At 71.3% G+C, this 22,940-nt stretch carries 18 protein-coding genes and 2 pseudogenes; 15 read left to right on the top strand and 5 right to left on the bottom strand.

What is annotated here, in order from left to right:
* The first annotated feature begins 1 nt into the window (after position 1).
* A complete protein-coding gene (locus SRB17_RS36685) occupies positions 2-529 on the top strand; it encodes a hypothetical protein (RefSeq protein ID WP_153545195.1) in 528 nt (175 codons plus the stop codon).
* 308 nt (positions 530-837) lie between these two features.
* Entirely contained in the window at positions 838-1,314 is a 477-nt protein-coding gene (locus SRB17_RS36675; protein WP_228396499.1) for a hypothetical protein, read from the top strand.
* A 251-nt stretch (positions 1,315-1,565) separates the two neighbouring features.
* On the opposite strand, the gene SRB17_RS36670 is transcribed toward SRB17_RS36675, so the two are convergent.
* A complete protein-coding gene (locus SRB17_RS36670; RefSeq protein ID WP_153545193.1) occupies positions 1,566-2,252 on the bottom strand; it encodes a glycerophosphodiester phosphodiesterase in 687 nt (228 codons plus the stop codon).
* A 37-nt stretch (positions 2,253-2,289) separates the two neighbouring features.
* Positions 2,290-3,481 (bottom strand): annotated as a pseudogene (locus SRB17_RS36665) (adenosine deaminase).
* Positions 3,482-3,704: 223 nt separating this feature from the next.
* On the opposite strand from SRB17_RS36665, the gene SRB17_RS36660 reads away from it, so the two are divergent.
* The gene (locus tag SRB17_RS36660) at positions 3,705-4,442 is read left to right on the top strand and encodes a DUF4190 domain-containing protein (RefSeq protein WP_153545189.1); all 738 of its coding nucleotides are present in this window, start codon (positions 3,705-3,707) and stop codon (positions 4,440-4,442) included.
* A 107-nt stretch (positions 4,443-4,549) separates the two neighbouring features.
* Positions 4,550-4,999: a DUF4190 domain-containing protein gene (locus SRB17_RS36655; RefSeq protein WP_153545187.1), complete on the top strand. Its 450-nt coding sequence runs from the start codon at positions 4,550-4,552 to the stop codon at positions 4,997-4,999.
* Between the two features lie 66 nt (positions 5,000-5,065).
* Here SRB17_RS36655 and SRB17_RS36650 read toward each other — a convergent pair whose 3' ends face one another.
* On the bottom strand, positions 5,066-5,635 hold the full coding sequence (locus SRB17_RS36650) for an NADAR family protein (protein WP_153545185.1): 570 nt from the start codon (positions 5,633-5,635) through the stop codon (positions 5,066-5,068).
* A 209-nt stretch (positions 5,636-5,844) separates the two neighbouring features.
* On the opposite strand from SRB17_RS36650, the gene SRB17_RS36645 reads away from it, so the two are divergent.
* From SRB17_RS36645 to SRB17_RS36605, 9 genes are all read left to right on the top strand, one after another.
* Entirely contained in the window at positions 5,845-7,380 is a 1,536-nt protein-coding gene (locus tag SRB17_RS36645; protein ID WP_153545183.1) for a gamma-aminobutyraldehyde dehydrogenase, read from the top strand.
* Positions 7,381-7,467: 87 nt separating this feature from the next.
* Positions 7,468-8,715 carry an ABC transporter substrate-binding protein gene (locus SRB17_RS36640; protein ID WP_153545181.1) on the top strand — a complete coding sequence of 416 codons (1,248 nt, stop codon included), beginning with the start codon at positions 7,468-7,470 and terminating at the stop codon, positions 8,713-8,715.
* On the top strand, positions 8,712-9,869 hold the full coding sequence (locus SRB17_RS36635; RefSeq protein ID WP_323376903.1) for an ABC transporter ATP-binding protein: 1,158 nt from the start codon (positions 8,712-8,714) through the stop codon (positions 9,867-9,869). Before SRB17_RS36640 ends, SRB17_RS36635 begins: the two co-directional genes overlap by 4 nt.
* Complete coding sequence (locus SRB17_RS36630) at positions 9,869-10,804, top strand: ABC transporter permease (RefSeq protein ID WP_153545177.1); 936 nt, start codon at positions 9,869-9,871, stop codon at positions 10,802-10,804. The genes SRB17_RS36635 and SRB17_RS36630 overlap by 1 nt, the downstream gene beginning before the upstream one ends.
* A complete protein-coding gene (locus SRB17_RS36625; protein ID WP_153545175.1) occupies positions 10,805-11,605 on the top strand; it encodes an ABC transporter permease in 801 nt (266 codons plus the stop codon).
* Positions 11,606-11,629: 24 nt separating this feature from the next.
* Complete coding sequence (locus tag SRB17_RS36620; RefSeq protein WP_153545173.1) at positions 11,630-13,060, top strand: NAD(P)/FAD-dependent oxidoreductase; 1,431 nt, start codon at positions 11,630-11,632, stop codon at positions 13,058-13,060.
* 138 nt (positions 13,061-13,198) lie between these two features.
* Positions 13,199-13,516 carry a hypothetical protein gene (locus SRB17_RS36615; protein WP_153545171.1) on the top strand — a complete coding sequence of 106 codons (318 nt, stop codon included), beginning with the start codon at positions 13,199-13,201 and terminating at the stop codon, positions 13,514-13,516.
* A 129-nt stretch (positions 13,517-13,645) separates the two neighbouring features.
* On the top strand, positions 13,646-14,104 hold the full coding sequence (locus SRB17_RS36610; protein ID WP_153545169.1) for a hypothetical protein: 459 nt from the start codon (positions 13,646-13,648) through the stop codon (positions 14,102-14,104).
* Between the two features lie 84 nt (positions 14,105-14,188).
* Positions 14,189-16,015, top strand: a complete 1,827-nt coding sequence (locus tag SRB17_RS36605; protein ID WP_323376901.1) for a glycoside hydrolase family 18 protein — start codon at positions 14,189-14,191, stop codon at positions 16,013-16,015.
* 82 nt (positions 16,016-16,097) lie between these two features.
* On the opposite strand, the pseudogene SRB17_RS46880 reads toward SRB17_RS36605, so the two are convergent.
* A pseudogene (locus tag SRB17_RS46880) lies at positions 16,098-16,337 on the bottom strand (hypothetical protein); the annotation flags it as partial.
* Positions 16,338-17,024: 687 nt separating this feature from the next.
* Positions 17,025-18,359 (bottom strand): 4-aminobutyrate--2-oxoglutarate transaminase, encoded by a 1,335-nt coding sequence (gene gabT / locus SRB17_RS36595; RefSeq protein WP_153545155.1) that lies wholly within the window; start codon positions 18,357-18,359, stop codon positions 17,025-17,027.
* A gap of 282 nt (positions 18,360-18,641) precedes the next feature.
* Here gabT and SRB17_RS36590 point away from each other — a divergent pair, with 282 nt between their 5' ends.
* Positions 18,642-21,131, top strand: coding sequence for an ATP/GTP-binding protein (locus SRB17_RS36590; RefSeq protein WP_153545153.1), 2,490 nt, complete (start codon positions 18,642-18,644; stop codon positions 21,129-21,131).
* A 129-nt stretch (positions 21,132-21,260) separates the two neighbouring features.
* On the top strand, positions 21,261-22,919 hold the full coding sequence (locus SRB17_RS36585; protein WP_153545151.1) for a PucR family transcriptional regulator: 1,659 nt from the start codon (positions 21,261-21,263) through the stop codon (positions 22,917-22,919).
* Positions 22,920-22,940 lie beyond the last annotated feature (21 nt).

Genomic DNA, 22,940 nt, shown 5'->3' with positions numbered 1-22,940 from the left:
CATGAGCGACAGAGCCGCCCTGCTCAAGGGCATTCGCGTCTGGCTGGCCCTCTTCGTGGTGAGCCTCGTCCTCAGTGGGGCCACCGCCTTCCCCTTGGTGCACGAACTTCGCTGGACCGAGGGCGCGTTGCGCGCCCTGTCCGTGCCGGACCATCTGCCGGGGCTGATGGCCTGGATCTCACGGGTCCGCGACGGTCTCGACACCGCTGACGCCGACTACCCGTTCCTGCTCTACGGCACCGACTGGCTCGCCTTCGCCCACCTCGTCATCGCGGTCGCCTTCTACGGGCCCTACCGCGACCCCGTCCGCAACATCTGGGTGATCGAGTTCGCGATGATCGCCTGCGCCGGAATCATCCCGCTCGCCCTGGTCTGCGGGCCGATCCGGGGCATCCCCTTCTGGTGGAGCCTGATCGACATGTCCTTCGGGGTGTTCGGGGTTGTCCCGCTGTATGTCGTACGCAGGAAGATCAAGCGGCTTGAGGCCCTGGGGGCCACGCAGCCCGTGCCGAGCACCGCGGCGGCCTAGGCCCTGTCGGCAAACTCCCTCCCCCAGCTCTCGGCCGGGGGGACCCCCAGAGCACGCACCTACGACGTACACAGCCGCTCCGTGGCGGGCGTGAGGCCGGCCCTCCGGGCGGACGACGACACCGGCCGTGCGCAGCGGGCCGTGGTCGCCGCCGCGCCGCGCCGGGCCGCCGACCACGGCAGCGGCCAGGACCAGGCCGAGCAGACAACCGAAGGCGGGCATGGCCGCGCCGGACGCGCCGCCGGCGAACCAGGGCATGCCGCAGACGCCCGCACCCGTGTACACGGCGAGCGCCGGCGCCCCGCGCCGTGCCCACCGCGTCCCCGACGCCCTCGGCCGACCTGTACGGCACGGTCGTCGACGCCGTGGACCGGGCGCCGGATCCGGACACGCCGCCCGCGGCCCTGCCGCACCGGCCCGAGACCGGCCTCACCAGCAGCGGCGGCGCCCACGCCGTCATGAACCACCGTGGGGGGAGCGTGACCCCGCGCGGCACGGGCTATGTGCTGGTCCGCCGGCAGATCTCGCCGCAGTACCGGTCCGGCAGCCTGGTCATGCCGGCCTGGACCGGCCTGACGGGCAAGCTCTTCCACGTGGCCTCGGGCGGCGGCCGCCGCATGGACGACCCCCTCGGCACCGACGCCGCCGTCACCGGCATGGCAATCCGACCGTCGGCTACGACGTGCTGCCGCCCGGCACCCAGCAGTTGTGGCAGAACGAGTACTTCCACCTCGACGGCAGCGCCACGCTCACCCAGAACGAACGCGGTGCCGACTACGGCCTGAGCGTCATCCCGACCACCTGAGACGCGGTCGAGAAGGACGTCACGACCGGCCCCGCGCAGGGCGTCGAGCGCTTCGGCCTGGTCCGCGACACCGGCACCGACTCCGCGCCCGTCCCGCAGTGCCTCACCCGCACCACCCCGGCCGACGCGGCGACGGTCCCTCAGCGGTCCCGGGTGTAGCGCTCCTGAGCGAGCAGCCACGACGGCGCCGCACGCGAACGACGGCACATCGCGGCCGTGCCGGCGGAGCGCTCAGCCGCCGTTGCGCAGGGCGTGCAGGACGTCGACCCGGTTCGTGGTGATCGAGTCGACGCCCAGGTCCAGCAGGCGGGTCATCGAGCGGCGGGTGTCGGGGGTCCAGACGGACAGCAGGTAGCCGTCGTGGTGGACCCGGGCCGCCAGCTCCCGGCTCACCAGGGAGAAGCGGTAGTTGAGCCAGCGCGGGCGGACCGCGTCCAGCAGCACGGGCCGGGGCGGGGCGAGGCTCGTCCAGGTCAGTGCGATCTCGGCGGCCGGGTCGGCGGCGCGGACGGCGAGCATCGCCTCGGCGCCCGCGCAGTAGTAGACGCGCTCCTGGGCCCCGCTCCGCCGGACCACGTCCATGACCCGGTCCACCATCCGCCGCCCGACCCGCCCGCACAGGTCCACCATCACCCGGCAGTCGCCGGTCGCGGCCAGCGTCTGCGCCAGCGTCGGCACACCGCCCGCCGTCAGCCCGCGCACCTCCTCGGCGGACAGTGCGCCCAGCGGCCGGCCGAGTTCCCACAGCCGCTCCAGCGTCTCGTCGTGCAGCAGCACGGGGACGCCGTCGCGGGTGAGCCGTACGTCGATCTCGACCGCGTCCGCGCCCCGGCCGAGCGCGGAACGCAGCGAGTCGATGGTGTTCTCACGGACACGGTAGGGGTCGCCGCGATGGGCCACGGCGGTCACGGTCTGCATGACGCCCATTGTGGGGTGCCCCCGCGTGCGGGCCGCGTCAGGAGGCGAGCCAGGTGGCGGTGTACGTGTCGATCTCCGCCGCGATCCGGGCCTTGCCGCCGGCGTCCAGGAACGACGCCTCCACGGCGTTCTTCGCGAGGTCGGCGAGGCCCCGCTCGTCCAGGTCGAGCAGCCGGGCGGCCACCGCGTACTCGTTGTTGAGGTCGGTGCCGAACATCGGCGGGTCGTCGGAGTTGATGGTCACCAGCACCCCCGCCCGCGTGAACTCCTTGATCGGGTGCTCGTCCAGGGTGCGGACCGCGCGGGTGGCGATGTTCGAGGTCGGGCAGACCTCCAGCGGGATGCGGTGCTCGGCGAGATGGGCCAGCAGCTTCGGGTCCTGCGCCGAGCTGGTGCCGTGGCCGATGCGCTCGGCGCGCAGATGGGTCAGCGCGTCCCAGACCGTCTCCGGGCCGGTCGTCTCGCCGGCGTGCGGTACCGAGCGCAGACCGGCGGCGACGGCCCGGTCGAAGTACGGCTTGAACTGCGGCCGGGGCACGCCGATCTCGGGCCCGCCGAGCCCGAACGACACCAGTCCCTCCGGCCGGATCCGGTCGTCCGTGGCCAGCCGTGCCGTCTCCTCGGCCGACTCCAGCCCCGCCTCTCCCGGGATGTCGAAGCACCAGCGCAGCACGGTCCCGAACTCGGCCTCGGCGGCCTTGCGGGCGTCCTCGATCGCGGCCATGAAGCCCAGCTCGTCGATGCCGCGCCGGGTGGAGGAGAAGGGGGTGACGGTCAGCTCGGCGTAGCGCACCTGCTGCCGGGCCAGGTCGCGGGCGACCTCGTAGGTCAGCAGCCGGACGTCCTCCGGGGTGCGGATGAGGTCGACCACCGACAGATACACGTCGATGAAGTGCGCGAAGTCGGTGAAGGTGAAGTAGTCGGCGAGGGCCTCGGGGTCCGTCGGCACCTTGGAGTCGGGGTGCCGGGCGGCCAGTTCGGAGACGATGCGCGGGGAGGCGGAGCCGACGTGATGGACATGCAGCTCGGCCTTGGGCAGTCCGGCGATGAAGGTCCGCAGATCGCGGTCGGCGGTGCCGGCGGCGGGTACGGAACGGGCGGTCATGGGGTCCTCCCCGTGCAGGGCGCCGGCGGCCCGGAGCGGGCGCGGCGCGGGTGATCGGCTGATCGGTGGTACGGACGACATCGTAGGCGGGCGACGGGTGTGGGCCGGCCCGCGGTGGGGCGATGCGGCAGGTACCCGCGCCGGGCCCGGCCCGAGGGTGCGGTGCGCGGCGAGAACGGCGCGGCGGCGCCCGCTCGGCGGACCGGTCATGCGGCGGAGGTCTCGCCTCCGGATCGATGCGCACGCGGGATCCGCCCGCGGTCCGTGCCCTGCGGGAGTTCTGGGACCGGGCCGCAGGGGTGCGCAGTCGAGGCCGTAGCATGGCGGGACGAACGACCTAGGGGGACATGCACGTGAGCGACGGAGCGCAGCCGGGCGGAGCCTCGGGAGGCGACTACAACCCGTGGGCGCCGCCCGAGCACCGGCCTTCACTGGAGAAGAAGCCGCTCGAGCAGCAGGATCAGCCGCCCGCGCAGCCGCCGTCCGTGCACGACCAGGCGACCCAGATCTCCCTGCCGAGCGACGGCTTCGCCCCGCCGGCCCCAGGCCTCACTCCGCCCGCGGCTCCACCCGGCTTCCCTCCGCCCGCGGCCCCCGGTTTCGGCGTGCCCGGCACGGCCCCGACGGGCGGCGCGGCGGTACCGCCCCCGCCGATCGCGCCCACGGGCCCCGGTATACCCGCACCGCCCGCTTCCGGCGGCTACGGCTACCCCGGCTACCCCGCCGGCTACGGCTGGCCCGGCATGCCGATGGCCCCGCAGAACGGCATGGGCACCGCGGCGATGGTGCTCGGCATCCTCTCCCTGTGCCTGTTCTGCCTGTACGGCGTGGTCTCGGTGGTGCTGGGCATCCTCGCGGTGGTCTTCGGCATCAAGGGCCGCCGGCGGGCCGATCGCGGCGAGGCCACCAACCACGGCCAGGCCCAGGCGGGCCTGATCATGGGCGTCATCGGCATCGTGCTCGGCATCGTCGTGATCGTCCTGCTCGCGATCGGCATCACCGCCGCCATCCACGACAGCTCGAACCCCGACCCGTACGACGACTCCGCCCGCGGCGTCTCGGTGACGGTGGCCGGCGGCCGCTGAATCGGTCAGCGCCCTGCTCTTTCCGGCACCCGTCGGCCGGAACCCGCTCCCCCTCCTGCGTGCGGCCATTACGATGCCTTGATCACAAACGGAGGGGAAACCACTTCATGTCCAACATCAACCCCGAAGCAGGCGGGTTCGGTCAGCCGGGCCCGCAGCAGCCGCCGGGATACGGATACCCGCAGCAGCCGGGGCCCGGGTACGGCTACCCCCAGTCGGGGCCGTCGTACCCGGCCGCGCCGCCCGCGGCATATCCGCAGGGCCCCGGCTATGGGATGCCGATGCAGCCGAGCAACGGCATGGGGACCACGGGACTCGTGCTGGGCATCATCGGCGTGGTCTGCAGCCTCACCATCGCCATGGAGATCCTCGGGATGATCCTGGGCATCCTGGCCATCATCTTCGGGGCCATCGGCCGGGGCAAGGCCAATCGGGGTGAGGCCACCAACAGGGGCGCGGCGACCGCCGGTCTCGTCTGCGGCATCGTCGCCACCGTGCTTCTGCCGCTGCTGGTCTTCGTGTTCTTCGCCAGCATGTTCAGCGCCGGCACGTTCTGACGACGGCCCCGGCGCCGCGACGGGCCGGGAGCCGACAGCGGGGGCCGGCCATCGGGCAGGCCCCCTTCAGACCCAGGGCCCGGCCCCCGACAACCGCTCACGCGCCTCCATCAGCGCGAAGCCCAGCAGGTTCGGTCCACGCCACCGCTGCGGATCAGAGGCCGCCTCGTCGTCCGCCGCGAGGCCGATGCCCCATATACGGTCCACGGGGCTCGCCTCCACCAGGACCCGGTCGCCCGTCCCCAGCAGGAACACGCGCAGTTCGTCGTCCGACGCGAACTTGTGGACGCTCCCCTCGACCACGATCCGGAACCGCTCCCGCTCCCACACCGCCTCGTCGAAACCCCGGACCAGCCGGCCGGCCTTCTTGGCCTGGGAGGGGTGCTCTGCGGCCAGCACCCTGCGCTCCGCCTCCGCGTCCCCGAACAGCCGCGCCTTGCCGGCCATCATCCAGTGCTCGGCCGTCGCGTACTGCACGCCGTCCACCGTGAACGGCGACGGCCACCACTGGCTCAGACAGCTCGCGCCGATGCTGCCGTCCGGCCTCGGCCGGTGCCCCCAGAAGTGGAGGTACTTGATCCGGCTGCCCGCCCGGACCTCCCTGATCAGGGCTTCCACCCCGTCGATCTTCCCCATGCACGCGAGTCTGGCACGCACCACTGACACTCCGTCCGCCCTTTTCCTCGCCGACTCGACACCTGGTCGACAGATTCCGTCGCGTAACCAAAAGGCAACAACGGAATCACTTGTTGGCGTCCTCTTGCTCTGTCAGGATCGGCACTCAAATCGAGCTGGAGCTACGCCACCCACCCCCCGGGACGGGGCGAACGGCGGAGGAGAGCGACATGCACAACCCGGGCACCGCCACCCCGGAACGATTCCCCGCACAGGAGCGATTCGCCGAGGGCGCGCAGTTCATCGCCGGCCGGCTGACGAAGGGCACCTCGGGCCGTACCCACGCCGTGGTCGACCCCGCCACCGGCGCGGAGGTGTACACCTACGAGCTGGCCGGCACCGACGACGTCGACGCGGCCGTCGCCGCCGCGCGCGAGGCCTTCCCGGGCTGGGCCTCGGCCACGCCGGGTGAGCGTTCCGACGCCCTGCACCGGTTCGCCGCCGCCCTCGCCGACCGCGCGGAGGACCTCGCCCGCGCCGAGTCCCTGCAGTGCGGCAAGCCGCTGAAGCTCACCCGCGAGTTCGACGTGCCGGGGACCATCGACAACACCGCCTTCTTCGCGGGTGCCGCCCGGCATCTGCAGGGGCAGTCCGCGGGTGAGTACTCCGGCGACCACACGTCGTACGTCCGGCGCGAGCCGATCGGCGTCGTCGGGTCGATCGCGCCGTGGAACTACCCCCTCCAGATGGCCGCCTGGAAGATCCTCCCGGCGATCGCCGCGGGCAACACGATCGTGCTGAAGCCCGCCGAGCTGACCCCGCTCACCTCGCTGCTCTTCGCCCAGGCCGCCACCGACGCCGGTGTCCCCGACGGTGTGATCAACATCGTCACCGGGACCGGCAGGGAGGCGGGGGAGCAGCTGGTCGGCCACCCGGATGTCGCCATGACCTCCTTCACCGGGTCCACCGCCGTCGGCAAGCGCGTCGCCGAGGTCGCCACCGCCACGGTCAAGCGGCTGCATCTGGAGCTCGGCGGCAAGGCGCCCTTCGTCGTCTTCGACGACGCCGACCTGGAGGCCGCCGTCCACGGCGCCGTCGCCGGCGCGCTCATCAACACCGGGCAGGACTGCACGGCCGCCACGCGCGCGTACGTGCAGCGGCCGCTGTACGAGGCCTTCGTGGAGCAGACCGCCGCCCTGATGGAGAGCGTGCGGCTCGGGGACCCGTTCGCCCCCGGCACCGACCTCGGGCCGCTCATCTCGCACGTCCAGCGGGACCGGGTGGCCGGCTTCGTGGACCGTGCGCGTGCCTACGCGCGCGTGGTGACCGGCGGCGAGGCCCCGAAGGGCGACCTGGAGAAGGGCGCCTACTACCTGCCGACCCTGATCGCCGACGCCGCCCAGGACAGCGAGATCGTCCAGTCCGAGATCTTCGGCCCGGTCCTGGTCGTCCTGCCCTTCGACAGCGACGACGAGGGCATCCGGCTGGCCAACGACACCCCGTACGGCCTCGCCGCCTCCGCGTGGAGCAGCGACGTGTACCGGGCGAACCGCGCCACCCGCGAGATCAAGGCGGGCTGCGTGTGGATCAACGACCACATCCCGATCATCAGCGAGATGCCGCACGGCGGATACAAGGCCTCCGGCTTCGGCAAGGACATGTCGGCGTACTCCTTCGAGGAGTACACGCAGGTCAAACACGTAATGTTCGACAACACCGCGGTGGCCCGCAAGGACTGGCACCGCACGATCTTCGGGGACCGGTAGCAGCCGTTCGACCGGCTGCCGCCGGGTGCGACGTTCCGGCCCGGGACCAGGCCGACCACCTCTTCCTCCCGAAAGGGCACCACGCGCATGGAGCAGTACGAGCCCGACCGCTTCACACCGGTCGAACTGGCCGCCATACGGCGGAGCTTCCGCAACGGCCGGGCCGCGATGACCCGCCGCTCGCTGCTGCGCGCCTCCGCGGGCGGCGTGCTCACGGTCGGCGGACTCGGGGCGCTGAGCGCCTGCGGGATCCCCGCGGCGACCAAGACGCAAGGAGGCGTGTCCGCCGACGACCACTCGGCCAAGGAGAAGGTCCTCAACTTCTCCAACTGGCCCGAGTACATCGACGTGGACGACAAGACGAAGCGGCACCCCACGCTCGACGCGTTCGCCAAGCGGACCGGCATCCAGGTGAAGTACACCGAAGACATCAACGACAACGACGAGTTCTTCGGCAAGATCCAGCCGGAGCTCGCCGCGGGCCAGGACACCGGCCGCGACCTCGTCGTGCTCACCGACTGGCTCGCCGCCCGCATGATCCGCCTCGGGTACGTCCAGAAACTGGACCCGTCCAACCTGCCGCACGCCTTCGCCAACCTGTCGGACCAGTTCCGCGCGCCCGACTGGGACCCGGGCCGGGCGTACTCGTACCCCTGGCAGGGCATCTCGACCGTCATCGCGTACAACAAGAAGGCGCTCGACGGCCTCGAGGTGAAGTCGGTCTCCGACCTGCTCGACAACCCCAAGCTCAAGGGCCGCGTCGGCTTCCTGACGGAGATGCGCGACAGCATCGGCATGACCATGCTCGACATGGGCCTCGATCCGGCGAAGTTCACCGACGACGACTACGACAAGGTGATCGCCCGCCTCCAGAAGGCCGTCGACAAGGGCCAGATCCGCCGCTTCACCGGCAACGACTACACCTCGGACCTCACCAAGGGCGACTTCGCCGCCTGTGTGGCCTGGGGCGGCGACATCGTCCAGCTCCAGGCGGACAACCCGGACGTCGGCTATGTCATCCCCGCCAGCGGCTACATGACGTCGACCGACAACATGCTCGTTCCCAACAAGGCGCGTCACAAGACGAACGCCGAGCGGCTCATCGACTTCTACTACGAGCCCGAGCCGGCCGCCGAGCTCGCCGCGTACGTCAACTACGTGAGCCCCGTCGCGGGGGTGGCGCCCTATCTTGCGAAGATCGACAAATCGGCGGCGAGCAACCCGCTGATCCTTCCCGACAAGGCCATGCAGGAGAAGTCCCATGCCTTCCGCGCCCTGACGCAGAAGGAAGAGACCGCCTACCAGCAGAAGTTCTCGAAGCTCACAGGGGCGTGACGACGATGACGACACCAGACAACAGCGGCGACGTCCGCCTCTCCGGTATCTCCAAGACCTACGGCGCCTTCACCGCCGTACACCCGCTGGACCTGACCGTGCCGCAGGGCTCCTTCTTCGCCCTGCTCGGCGCCTCGGGCTGCGGCAAGACCACCACCCTGCGCATGATCGCCGGCCTGGAGGAGCCCACCGGCGGCACCGTCCGCCTCGGTGACCAGGAAGTGACCCACCTGCCGCCGTACAAACGGCCGGTGAACACGGTTTTCCAGTCCTACGCCCTCTTCCCGCACCTCGACATCTTCGAGAACGTCGCCTTCGGTCTGCGCCGGCGCGGCATCAAGAGCGTGAAGAAGCAGGTCGAGGACATGCTGGAGCTGGTCCAGCTCGGCGAGCAGGCGCGCAAGAAGCCGCACCAGCTCTCCGGTGGCCAGCAGCAGCGTGTGGCCGTCGCCCGCGCCCTCATCAACCACCCGAAGGTGCTCCTGCTCGACGAGCCGCTCGGCGCCCTCGACCTCAAGCTGCGCCGCCAGATGCAGCTGGAGCTCAAGCGCATCCAGACCGAGGTCGGCATCACCTTCATCCACGTCACCCACGACCAGGAGGAGGCCATGACCATGGCCGACACGGTCGCCGTGATGAACGCGGGCCGCGTCGAGCAGCTCGGCTCGCCGACCGACCTGTACGAGAACCCGGACACCACCTTCGTGGCGAACTTCCTCGGCACCTCCAACCTCATCGAGGCCGAGGTCGACACGAAGAACGGCGACGACATCGTGCTCAAGGCGGGCGGCGGCAAGCTGGTGCTGCCCGAGTCCCGCTGTTCCGCGCCGACGAGCACCGGCGGCAAGGTGCTGGTCGGCATCCGCCCCGAGAAGATCTCCCTCACGCACGCCGACGACGCGGGGGACATCCCCGAGGGCCGCAACCGGCTGACCGGCAAGATAGCCGACGCGAGCTTCATCGGCGTCTCCACGCAGTACGTGATCGACAGCCCGGTCTGCGACGAGCTGTCGGTGTACGTCCAGAACGTCGAGCGCGACGGCCGGCTCGTGCCCGGCGCCGACGTCGTGCTGCACTGGAGCCCGGCGCACACCTTCGGTCTGGACGCCGCGCAGGACATCGACGCGGGCACCGAGGAAGAGGCGGCCGCCTGATGACGACGCTCGCCGAAGCCGAGGCGCCACCGCCCCTCGCGCCCACCGCACCGGAGAAGAAGCCCCCGCGCAAGCGCGGCCGGTTCACCCCGTACTGGCTGCTGCTGCCCGGCCTGCTGTGGCTGATCGTCTTCTTCGCGCTGCCGATGATCTACCAGGCCTCCACGTCCGTGCAGACGGGCTCGCTGGAGGAGGGCTACAAGGTCACCTGGCACTTCGCCACCTACTGGGACGCGTTCAGCGAGTACTGGCCGCAGTTCCTGCGGTCCGTCTTCTACGCGGCCGGGGCCACGGTCCTGTGCCTGCTGCTCGGCTACCCGCTGGCCTATCTGATCGCCTTCCGCGCGGGCCGCTGGCGGAACCTGATCATGATCCTGGTGATCGCGCCGTTCTTCACCAGCTTCCTGATCCGCACCCTGGCCTGGAAGACGATCCTCGCCGACAACGGCCCGGTCGTGCACCTCCTCAACTCGCTGCACGTCCTGGACCTCACCGGCTGGCTCGGCTGGACGGCCGGCGACCGCGTCCTCGCCACACCGCTGGCGGTGGTGTGCGGACTGACGTACAACTTCCTGCCGTTCATGATCCTGCCGCTGTACACCTCGCTGGAGCGGATCGACGGACGGCTGCACGAGGCGGCCGGCGACCTGTACGCCAAGCCCTGGACCACCTTCCGCAAAGTCACCTTCCCGCTGTCGATGCCGGGCGTGGTCTCCGGCACGCTGCTGACCTTCATCCCGGCGGCGGGCGACTACGTCAACTCCGAGCTCCTCGGCTCCACCGACACCCGCATGATCGGCAACGTCATCCAGACGCAGTTCCTGCGGATCCTGGACTACCCGACGGCCGCGGCCCTGTCCTTCATCCTCATGGCCGCCATCCTGGCCATGGTCACGATCTACATCCGCCGGTCCGGGACGGAGGACCTGGTCTAAATGCCCTTCGTCAACTGGCTCAAGCGCCATCTCGTCGTCATCGCGGGAATGCTGACGCTCGCGTATCTCCTGCTGCCCAACGTCATCGTGACGGTGTTCTCCTTCAACAAGCCGAAGGGACGCTTCAACTACCAGTGGCAGCAGTTCTCCCTGGACGCCTGGAAGCAGCCGTGCGGCGTCGCCGACATGTGCGGCTCGCTGTCCATCAGCCTCCAGATCGCGGTCTGGGCGACGATCGGCGCCACGATCCTCGGCACGATGATCGCCTTCGCCCTGGTCCGCTACCGCTTCCGGGCGCGCGGCGCCGTCAACTCGCTGATCTTCCTGCCGATGGCGATGCCCGAGGTCGTCATGGCCGCCTCGCTGCTCACCCTGTTCCTCAACATGGGTGCTCAGCTCGGCTTCTGGACGATCCTCATCGCCCACATCATGTTCTGCCTCAGCTTCGTCGTCACCGCGGTCAAGGCGCGCGTGATGTCGATGGACCCGCGATTGGAGGAGGCCGCCCGGGACCTGTACGCCGGCCCGGTGCAGACCTTCGCGCGGGTCACCCTGCCCATCGCGGCACCGGGCATCGCCGCGGGTGCGCTGCTGTCGTTCGCACTCTCCTTCGACGACTTCATCATCACCAACTTCAACGCCGGCTCGACCGTCACCTTCCCGATGTTCGTGTGGGGTTCGGCGCAGCGCGGCACGCCCGTCCAGATCAATGTCATCGGTACGGCCATGTTCCTGGTCGCCGTCCTCATCACGCTGTTCTCGATGCTCGTCACCAATCGCCGTAACAACCAGAAGGCGTAAAAGGCTCTGTAGGGAGTTGAAATCATGGCCCCAAGCGCCATGAGCCGTGGCAAAGACAACTGGATCGCATCTCTCTCCGAGGCCCAGCCGGTCCCGTACTGGCTGGAAGACCCCGGCAAGCCACCCGCCGAGCCAGCCCTCACCGGCACCGACACCTGCGACCTGCTGGTCGTCGGCGGCGGCTACAGCGGGCTGTGGACCGCGCTGAACGCCAAGGAGCGCGACCCGCAGCGCGACGTGGTCCTGCTGGAAGGCCGCGAGGTGGGCTGGGCCGCCTCCGGCCGCAACGGCGGCTTCTGCGCCGCCTCGCTCACCCACGGCCTGCCCAACGGCCTCACCCGCTGGCCCGGTGAGATCCACACGCTGGAGGAGCTGGGCCGGCGCAACCTCGACGAGATCGAGGCCGCGCTCGCCCGGCACGGCATCGACTGCGACTTCGAGCGCACCGGCGAGATCGACGTCGCCACCGAGACCTACCAGGCCCGGGAACTGAAGGACTGGCACCGGGAGTCGGCGGAGAAGGGGCTCGCGGACGGCATCGAGTTCCTGGACGCAGACGCCGTGCGCGAGCAGGTGAACTCGCCCACCTTCCAGGCCGGCCTGTGGGACCGCCGGGGCGTGGCCATGCTGCACCCGGCGAAGCTGGCCTGGGGCCTGAAGCGGGCGTGCCTGAAGCTCGGGGTGCGGGTGTACGAACACACACCGGCGCTCACACTGAAGCAGTACGGCGCCGGGATGGCCGTACGCACTCCGTACGGCGCGGTCCGCGCCCGCAAGGTCGCGCTCGGCACCAACATCTTCCCGAGCCTGCTGCGCCGCGTGCGCTCCTACACCGTCCCGGTCTACGACTACGCGCTGATGACCGAGCCGCTGAACGCCGACCAGCTGGCGTCGATCGGCTGGAAGAACAGACAGGGACTCGGTGACAGCGCCAACCAGTTCCACTACTTCCGGCTGTCCGCCGACAACCGGATCCTGTGGGGCGGCTACGACGCGATCCACCACTACGGCGGCCGGGTGCGCGCCGAGTACGACGACCGGCCGGAGACGTACGCCAAGCTCGCGGGCCACTTCTTCACCTGCTTCCCGCAGCTGGAGGGCATCCGCTTCACCCACGCCTGGGGCGGCGCGATCGACACCTGCTCGCGCTTCTCGGCGTTCTTCGGCACGGCGCACCAGGGGAGGGTCGCCTACGCGGCCGGCTACACCGGTCTGGGCGTGGGCGCGACGCGTTTCGGCGCGGACGTGATGCTCGACCTGCTGGCCGGGGAGCGCACGCAGCGGACGGAGCTGGAGATGGTCCGCAAGAAGCCGCTGCCGTTCCCGCCCGAGCCGTTCGCCTGGACCGGGATCGCCCTCACCAAGTGGTCCCTGGCCCGCGCGGACGCCCACGGCGGCCGCCGCAACCTGTGGCTGCGGACGATGGACCGGCTGGGGCTGGGTTTCGACAGCTGAGGGCTGCTACCTGGTCGTTATGGCGGCGTCAAGCCACGAGTTTCCGGAGCATGACCCCGCTCCCGTATTCCGGCGTACTTGAAGCACGGGCCTCACCGGGAGGCACCGACTTCCACACCGGACCAGCAGGAGCAGATCATGAACCGCATCACCGGCATCTTCCGCCACCACGACGACTCCCGTGCCAAGCGCCGCCCGTGCCTGGCGACGGCCGCGGTCTCCGCCGCCGTCGTCGCCGCAGGCGTCATGCTCCCGGCCGCGGCCGCCTCGGCGGCGCCGATGCACCCGGCTTCCGCGGTGACGATGACTCCCCGGCACCACCAGGACCACGACGACTACGGGGACCACCACCACCGGCACCACTGTGGGGACGGCTACGACGACTACTTCTTCTTCCGTCACCACGACCACGACCACCGCGATCACCACGACCACGACCATGAGGACTGGGACTGAAGTGTGATCTAGATCACTCAAGGGGGATGCGGAACTCGCGTAATGCCCCCGGAAGGCCTCCCTCTCTCCTCCTGACGCGACCGTGCCGGACGCACCGGACGGTCGGGCGAGAGAGAGGGAGGCCTTCTGATGACTGGGGCGAAGACGGCCGTCGAGTGGCTGGCGTCCGTCGCACCTGACCCCGAAGCCTGCCGCTGGGCATGGGAGCGCAACCCCCTCGGGGTCGCGCTGCTGCCCGCCGGCCGGGCCTGGGACGTACTGATCCTGCCGGGCGACCTCGGTTATCCGACCCTGGACGTGCTCACCCGCGTGCTCGACCAACCCGGCCCGGTGCTCGTCGACTTCGGCGACAACCGGGTCGGGTTCTTCGTGCCGCCCGGCACCGCGGCCCGCTGGGTCGGCACCGGCGTCCGCACCGCCGGACCCGGCACCTGGATCGTCGTGCCGTATCCCGGCCGGGCGACCCGGGGCGTGCGCTGGCTGGTGCCGCCGGACGGCTCGGGCACCCTCACCGACCCCGCGCTGCTGGAGCTGGCGATGCACGAGGCGGCGGCGTGGCTGGCCGGGGGAGAGAGCGGGGGCGGGTAGCGCCCGGAAACCTTGACAAGAGGATTGGTCTGGACCAAGTTGAGTGCGCTTCACCCTCCAACTCCCCCGACACCGGAGGCCCTTGTGGAACGCGCCCCACGCGCCCCGCGCGCGCGACGTCCCAGATCCGTCCTCGCCCTGCTCACGGCCGCCCTGCTGGCCGTGCCCGGCATCACCGCACTCTCGTCGGCCGCCCGAGCGGCCGACGCGGACATCGCGACGAACGGCGGCTTCGAGTCCGGCCTGACCGGCTGGACCTGCACGGCCGGCACGGCGGTCACCTCACCGGTGCACAGCGGCACCTCGGCGCTGCAGGCGACCCCGGCCGGCAGCGACAACGCGCAGTGCTCGCAGACGGTGACCGTCCAGCCCAACTCCTCGTACACGCTGTCCGGTTACGTCCGTGGCTCATACGTCTACCTCGGCGCGAACGGCACCGGCACCACCGACGTCTCCACCTGGACCCAGTCCGCCCCCGACTGGCAGAAGCTGACGACCACCTTCACCACCGGCGCCACCACCACGAAGGTCACCATCTACACGCACGGCTGGTACGGCACGGGCACGTACTACGCCGACGACATCTCCCTCGTCGGCCCCGGCGGCAGCGGCACCGGACAGCCGCCCGCCGCGCCCACCGGCCTGCAGGCCACCGCCGTCACCTCCTCCTCCGTGACCCTGTCCTGGTCGGCGATCACCGGCGCCACCGGCTACACCGTCTACCGCGACGGGACCAGGTCCCAGACGGTGAGCGGCACATCGGCAACCGTGACCGGGCTGTCCGCCTCGACGGCGTACGGCTTCCAGGTCACCGCGAGCAACGCCGCCGGCGAGTCCGCGAAGTCCGCGGTCGTCACCGCCACGACCAGCGCCGGCACCGGCGGCGGCTCCGGCGACCTGCCCACCCACGCCCTCGTCGGCTACCTGCACGCGAGCTTCGCCAACGGCTCCGGCTACACCCGCCTCGCCGACGTACCCGACAGCTGGGACGTCATCGACCTCGCCTTCGGCGAGCCCACCTCGCCCACGTCCGGGGACATCCGCTTCAACCGCTGCTCGGTCACCGAGTGTCCGAACGTCGAGAGCGACGCCGACTTCAAGGCCGCGATCAAGGCCAAGCAGGCGGCAGGCAAGAAGGTGCTGATCTCGATCGGCGGCCAGAACGGCCAGGTCCAGCTCACCACCGCCGCCGCCCGCGACACCTTCGTCTCCTCGGTCTCGAACATCATCGACACCTGGGGCCTCGACGGCCTCGACATCGACTTCGAGGGCCACTCACTGTCCCTCGACACGAGCGACACCGACTTCAAGAACCCGACGACCCCCGCGATCGTCAACCTCATCTCCGCCCTGAAGACCCTGAAGGCGAAGTACGGCTCGAAGTTCGTGCTCTCGATGGCCCCGGAGACCTTCTTCGTGCAGATGGGCTACCAGTACTACGGCACCGGCAAGTGGGGCGGCCAGGACCCGCGCTGCGGGGCGTACCTCCCGGTCATCTACGCCCTGCGCGACGACCTCACGCTCCTGCACGTCCAGGACTACAACTCCGGGCCGATCATGGGCCTGGACAACCAGTACCACTCCATGGGCGCTGCCGACTTCCACATCGCCATGACCGACATGCTGCTCACCGGCTTCCCGGTCGCGGGCGACCCGAACAACCTCTTCCCGCCGCTGCGCCCCGACCAGGTGGCGATCGGCATGCCGGCCTCGACCAACGCGGGCAACGGCTATGTGGCCCCCTCCGAGGTCACCAAGACCCTGGACTGTCTGACGAAGGGGACGAACTGCGGCTCGTACGCGACGCACGGGACCTGGCCGTCGCTGCGGGGCCTGATGACATGGTCGGTGAACTGGGACCGCTACTCGAACTGGGAGTTCCAGAAGACCTTCGACGGGTACTTCGGCTGAGGCCCGTCAGCAGGCCGAGGGTGGTCAGCACCATGGTGCTCAGGCACCAGCTGGCCACCACGTCCAGCGGCCAGTGCCAGCCGCGCCGGACGAGGCCGTACGACACCCCGAGGACCAGCAGCGCGCAGCCGGTCACCAGGCACCGGCGGGTGACGGCCGACCGGAGCCAGGGGAGCAGGATCAGGGTCGCGGAGCCGTAGGCGACGGCCGCCGTGGCCGTGTGCCCGGAGGGGAAATAGCCGACGCCGGGGGGCACCACGGGGGTCCCCGGCCGTGCGGTCCAGTCCTTGAGCGGTACGACGATCGCCGGGACCAGTGCCATCAGGACGGCCGCGGCCAGCGGCGGCAGCCACCACCGGTCCGCCCCGGCGGCCCGTCCCCGCCAGAGGGCGTAGCCCACGGCCGCGACGAGGGCCGGGACGGCGACCTGGACGTTGCCGAAGTCGGAGAGGAACCCGCCGAACCGGTCCGGCTCGACGAGGGCCCGGCTGAGCCGGGCGTCCAGGCGCAGCAGTGGGCCGTGGGCCAGGACCTGCCAGGTGATCAGTGCGAAGAGGACGGCCGGGACGCCGAGGAGGAGGAAGGCCAGGACGCGGCGGGCTGAGGTCGACACGGCACCCAGCTTCGCAGGTCCGTCCTCGCGACACGCAGAAGCCGGACAGCGGAAAAGGAGGTCGGCCGCCCCGGAACAGGGGGGGTAGTTCCGAGGCGGCCGTCCGGATCGGAACGTCGCGCGCCCCGGGGGGTTTGGGGCGGCGACCGTCCGATCGGTGAGGAGATCCCGGAGCCGTCAGGCGCCGGTTGTGTGCGCGAGGGCACGACCAGGTCGAAGCTGGGGAGGCCTCGGCCTGAGATCGCCCACAGTCCCCTGTGGGCGGGGTGTATCTCTCATCTGAGTAGAACCTACGGCAGGCCGGGCCGCTTGGGCAGACGGAATCGGCTCCCGTCATCCACCCCGCACACGTTCTTCACACGGCCTGCCGCAGGGACCGTTTTCGGCCGCGCCTGCTCAGATGCGCGCGAACGCCTGCTCGATGATGTCCAGGCCCTCGTTGAGAAGGTCCTCGCCGATCACCAGCGGGGGCAGGAAGCGCAGCACGTTGCCGTAGGTGCCGCAGGTCAGGACCAGCAGGCCCTCGGCGTGGCAGGCCTTGGCGAGGGCGGCGGTGGCCTCCGGGTCGGGCTCCTTGGTGGCCCGGTCCTTGACCAGCTCGATCGCGATCATGGCGCCACGCCCGCGCACGTCACCGATGACGTCGAACTTCTCGGCCATGGCGGTGAGGCGACCCTTCATGACCTCCTCGATGCGCTTGGCCTTGGCGTTGAGGTCGAGCTCCTTCATGGTCTCGATGGCGCCGAGCGCGCCCGCACAGGCGACGGGGTTGCCGCCGTACGTACCACCCAGGCCACCGGCGTGCGCGGCGTCCATGATCTCGGCGCGCCCGGTGACCGCGGCGAGCGGCAGACCGCCGGCGATGCCCTTGGCGGTCGTGATCAGATCGGGCACGACGCCCTCGTCCTCACAGGCGAACCACTGCCCGGTCCGGCAGAAGCCGGACTGGATCTCGTCGGCGACGAAGACGATCCCGTTGTCGGCGGCGAACTGCCGAACGGCCGGAAGGAAGCCCTTCGCGGGCTCGATGAAGCCACCCTCGCCCAGCACCGGCTCGATGATGATCGCGGCCACGTTGTCCGGGCCGACCTGCTTGGTGATCTGGTCGATGGCCTGCGCGGCGGCCTCCGGCCCGGCGTTCTCCGGCCCGGTCGGCCAGCGGTAGCCATAGGCCACCGGCACGCGGTACACCTCGGGGGCGAACGGCCCGAATCCGTGCTTGTACGGCATGTTCTTGGCGGTGAGCGCCATGGTCAGGTTGGTCCGCCCGTGGTACCCGTGGTCGAACACGACGACGGCCTGCCGCTTGGTGTACGCACGCGCGATCTTGACGGCGTTCTCGACGGCCTCGGCGCCGGAGTTGAACAGCGCGGACTTCTTGGCGTGGTCGCCGGGCGTCAGCTCGGCGAGCGCCTCCGCGACCTCCACATACCCCTCGTACGGGGTGACCATGAAACAGGTGTGGGTGAAGTCGGCGAGCTGGGCGCTGGCCCGCCGCACAACGGCCTCGGCGGACGCGCCGACGCTGGTCACGGCGATACCGGACCCGAAGTCGATGAGCCGGTTGCCGTCGACGTCCTCGATGATCCCGCCACCCGCGCGCACGGTGAAGACCGGCAGCACGGAGCCCACGCCCTGCGCGACCGCGGCGGTGCGGCGGGCCTGCAGCTCCTGCGACTTCGGGCCGGGGATGGCGGTGACGACGCGGCGCTCCTGCGGAAGTGCGGTCATGGGGGCTCCTGATGATCTTGCGTACCCGAGCGGTGAGTTTTCGCCCGCTTACCTATCTTTCTTCGCAGGCTAGGGCCGGGGGTGGGGGGTGGGCATGCTCCATGTGGGCGTCTTCGGGGTATGCCGTTGTCCGGAGTGGACATAGAGGAACCGGGAGAGGGACGCGGCGGCATGCTCGCATCTCTTCGGGTGCCCTGCCACGCAATCGCCGAACTCCCCTTGGAAGGGCATTAGATTGGCTCGCTGATGGTGGACGGAAGCTCTGGTCAGGGGGCAAGGGCAATGGACAGCGACGGGACGCAGGACGCGCGGGGCACGCATGCTCACCCCGTGCCGCGGCCGGCGGAGCCGACGGACGTGCCCGCGGTGCCCCGGAACGGGCCCGCGGCGCCGTACAACGCCGGGGCGACGCCGTACGAGGCCCCCGCCGTGCCGCCACGGCCGGTGCGCGCGCCGGACATGCCACCGCCGGCCGCGCAGCCCGGGCGCGCCCCCCAGTCGCCGCACCCCCGCTCGCCCGTCGCCGACTGGCTCGACCAGCCGCGCCCGGCGGTCGAGCCCGGCATCTGGCGCTACGGCTACCGCCTGCCCAAGGCGGCACACCAAGGACAGCGCCTGGCCCCGGTCACCATCGTCGGCTTCGCCGTCCCCCTCGTGGCGGGACTGTTTCTGTGGTCACTGTGGCGGCACGGCGGCCTCCCCTACCAGTGGACCGTCCTCAAGATGCTCACCCCCGACGACTGGTGGTGGCCCGGCACCACGTCGCCGAAGGGCTACCAGGGCCGCGAGGTCAAGACGGTCGCCGACGGGGTGTTCTTCGCGATCCTCGTCTATGCCATGGCGCGCCTCGGCAGCTGGCCCGACGTCATTCGGCACTTCGTCACCCGACGCGGGCAATCCGCTCGCGCCCTCATCGCCGCCCTCGGTGCGCTGATCGCGCTGGCCTTCGTCTTCCCGAGCTGGTTCGGCCTCGGCTGGGACGCCCTGCCCGTCCAGGATCCGTTGTTCTCCCTGATCGTCCTGATCAACGGCGGCGACTACGGCGTGTTCGCATCGAAGCCGCTGACGGACGGGATGTACGCGCTCATCACCCTGCTGGTGCTGTGGCCGTTCGCCCGGATCGGCGGTTGGTGGCCCCTCGTGAAGGAGGCGCTCGCCGCGCGGGCTCGGGCGGGGACGGCCGAGGCTGTACCGCCGACCGTCGACCGGCGGCCCTCGCAGTGGCCCGAACTGCGCGAGGCCGGTCAGCACCAGGCCGCGGACATGCTCACCGCCGAGGTGGATGCAGGCCGGATGAACGACGTGGACTGTGCCAGGATCGGCCACATGTGGACCGTGGCCCGCGCCCGGGCCCGGCTGTCCTCCTTCACCGACACCGTGCTGCGCGAGGGTGCCGCCGCCTGGACCCACCCCTCCGGAGACCGCGATCTGCCCGGCCGAGCCCCCCGGCACGATGTGCTCACCAAGCAGGTGCGCCTCGGACAGTGGGTGGCCGGGGACCGTACCCCCCTCGCCTACGGCGGTGCCGGGGCGGCTCTTGCACCGGACACGCTGGGCACCTCACTGCTGGCCGTCGGGCCCTCGGGCTCGGGCAAGACTCGCCACCTGGTCCGGCCCGTCGTCGAGTCGCTCGGCCTGCAGGCACTCGCTGGACAGTGCGCCGTCGTCGCCGTGTGCGCGGCGGGCACCCCGCTCGGACCCGACTCGGCCTACGACGTGGTCGTACGCCTCGGCGACCCGGAGTCCGTGCACGATCTCGACCCGTACGCGGACTCCGACGACCCCGACGAGGCGGCCGCCTTTCTGGCGGAAGGGCTGGCCGGCGACCTGGACACCGTGAGCGGTCAGCGAGCGGTCACCGCCCTCGCCCAGCTCCTCGGCCCCTACCAGGCGGCGTACGGGCGGTTCCCGGCCCTGCCCGTGCTGCGGGAACTCCTGGAAGGTGACTCCTCGGTCCTGGCCGCGCTGCGTGACGCGCTCGCCGGGGACGAGCACGCCGTCATGCGCCGCGAACTCGAGGCGCGTGCCCGCCAGTCGGACAGCGCCGGCGATCCCGGGCAGGTCCTGGCCGACCGGCTCGCGGTGCTGGACCGGCCGGCGTTCGCCGGGTTCTTCGGCGGGCACGGCGGAAGCGCCCGGCCGTTCTCCCTGCGCGCCGTCGCCCACCATCCGTTGCGCGTCCGTATCGACCTGCCCGACCGGGGACACGAGGAGGCGTCCCGGATCGTCACGCGGCTGCTGCTCGCCCAGTTCGGTGCCGTGGCCTCGGCAGGCGAACCCACCCACTTCACTTGCCTCGTCGTGGACGACGCCACCGGCGCGGTGACGGCCGAGTCCGTCCGCCGTATCCAGCGCCTGCGCTCCCGCAACGCGGGCGTGGTGCTCGCCCTGCGCACGATCGGCGATGTCCCCGAGGCGCTGCACGGACCGCTGTACGCGGCTGTCGGCTGCCATATGGCGTTCTCCGGTGTGACCACATGGGACGGCGGCAGGTTCGCGGACGCCTGGGGCACCCAGTGGGTGGAGACCCGGGACGTGGCCCGGCACACCGTCTTCGCGGACCAGCCGATGACACGCGCCATTCACGCCCTGCGCAAGCTCGTGACCGGCAAGGCGGTGACGACCGAGGCCGTCACCGTCCGGCAGGTGGAGCGTGAGAGGTGGTCCGCGTCCGAGTTGGCGCATGGGGTGCCGGCGGGGCATGCGGTGTTGTCGTTGACGAGTGTGCGGGGGGAGCACGCGCCGCCGTTGTTGGTGGATCTGAGGGGGTGAGGGGGCGGCGCGGGATCGTACGGTGAGGCAGAATCGGTGTAGGTCGTTCATACGGTTCGGCCAAAGGATGCAAGGATGCATTCAGCTGTCGAACGGCTGGGTGCCCGGTTTGCGGCAACTGAAGGACCGATGCCCCCTACCCTCGCCTCGCTCGTCCACCACTCCGCGCTGAAGCTGACCGTGCGCGCGGGCGAGGACCGCCTCGATGTGCCCGTCCGCTGGGCCCACGTCAGTGAGCTGGCCGACCCCGTGCCGTACATGGAGGGCGGTGAGCTGCTGCTGATCACCGCGCTCAAGCTGGACGCCGAGGACCCCGAGGGCATGCGGCGGTATGTGAAGCGGCTGGTGGGGGCCGGCGTCGTCGGGCTCGGGTTCGCCGTGGGGGTCAACTACGAGGAGATCCCGGCGGCTCTCGTCGACGCCTGCCGGACGGAGGGGCTGCCGCTGCTGGAGGTGCCCCGCCGCACCCCCTTCCTCGCCATCAGCAAGGCCGTGTCCGCCGCCATCGCCGCCGACCAGTACCGCGCCGTCACCGCCGGGTTCGCCGCGCAGCGGGAGCTGACCAAGCAGGCGCTGAACGCCGGACCCGAGGGGCTGCTCGGCGCGCTCGCCGGGCAGGTCGACGGGTGGGCCGCACTGTACGACGCCTCCGGTTCCGTCGTCGCCGCCGCGCCCGAGTGGGCCGGCCGGCGCGCCGCCCGGCTGACGGCGGACGTCGAGCGGCTGCGGGAGCGGCCCGCGCCGGCTTCGTCCGTCGTCGGCGGGCCCGATCACGAGGACCGGGTCGAGCTGCACTCCCTGGGCACGGGGCGGCGGCCGCGCGCCGCGCTCGCCGTCGGCACCGCCGCCACCCTCGGCACCGCCGAGCGGTACGCCGTGCACTCCGCCATCGCCCTGCTCACCCTCACCACCGAACGCTCCCGCTCCCTGCACGCCGCCGAACAGCGCATCGGCACGGCCGTACTGCGCATGCTCCTGGCCGGGGAGCCCGACCACGCCCGGGCCGTCGCCGGGGACCTGTACGGCGGGCTGCTCGACGCGCCGTTCCGGATGATCGTCGCCGAGTCGGTGCCGGGACCCGCCGCCCGGGCGCACGCCGATGCGCAGGGGCACGTGCGGGCGCCGGGTGCCGGTGGCGGCGCGCCCGTCACCGGCGACCCGGGTGGTGATCCGCTGGGCGGTCTCGCGGAGGGCGTGGAATCCGCCGCCGCGCGCTCCGGGGAGGCCGTGCTGGTCGTGCCCGAGGGTGAGCGGCTGGTGGTGCTCGCCGCCGACGGCGGCGCCGCGGTGGCCGCCTGCACGCAGTACGCGGCGGTGCTGGAGGCGGCGCGGGCGGTGCCCGAGCAGGCCGCGGGCGACGAGGACGACCTGGTCGTCGGGTTGTCCGCGCCGGCCGGGCCGATCGCCGCCGCCGTGGCCTACAAGCAGGCCGAGCAGGCGCTGTCGGTGGCGCGCCGGCGCGGGCGGGTGCTGGTGGAGCACGAGCAGCTGGCCGCGGGGTCCGTGCTGCCGCTGCTGGCCGACGACGCGGTGAAGGCGTTCGCGGACGGGTTGCTGCGGGCGCTGCACGAGCACGACGCCACCGGGAGGGGGGATCTGGTGGCCTCGCTGCGGGCGTGGCTGTCGCGGCACGGGCAGTGGGACGCGGCCGCCGCGGACCTGGGGGTGCACCGGCACACGCTGCGGTACCGGATGCGCCGGGTCGAGGAGATCCTCGGGCGGTCCCTGGACGACCCGGACGTCCGGATGGAGCTGTGGCTCGCCCTGAAGGCGACCAGCGCCGAATAGGCCGGACAGCGAGGCGTCGAG

This window comes from Streptomyces sp. RB17, from assembly GCF_009604455.1.
Lineage (GTDB): Bacteria > Actinomycetota > Actinomycetes > Streptomycetales > Streptomycetaceae > Streptomyces.
Note: the sequence above shows the minus strand (reverse complement) of the source record. Positions and strands in the feature narration are given on the sequence as shown.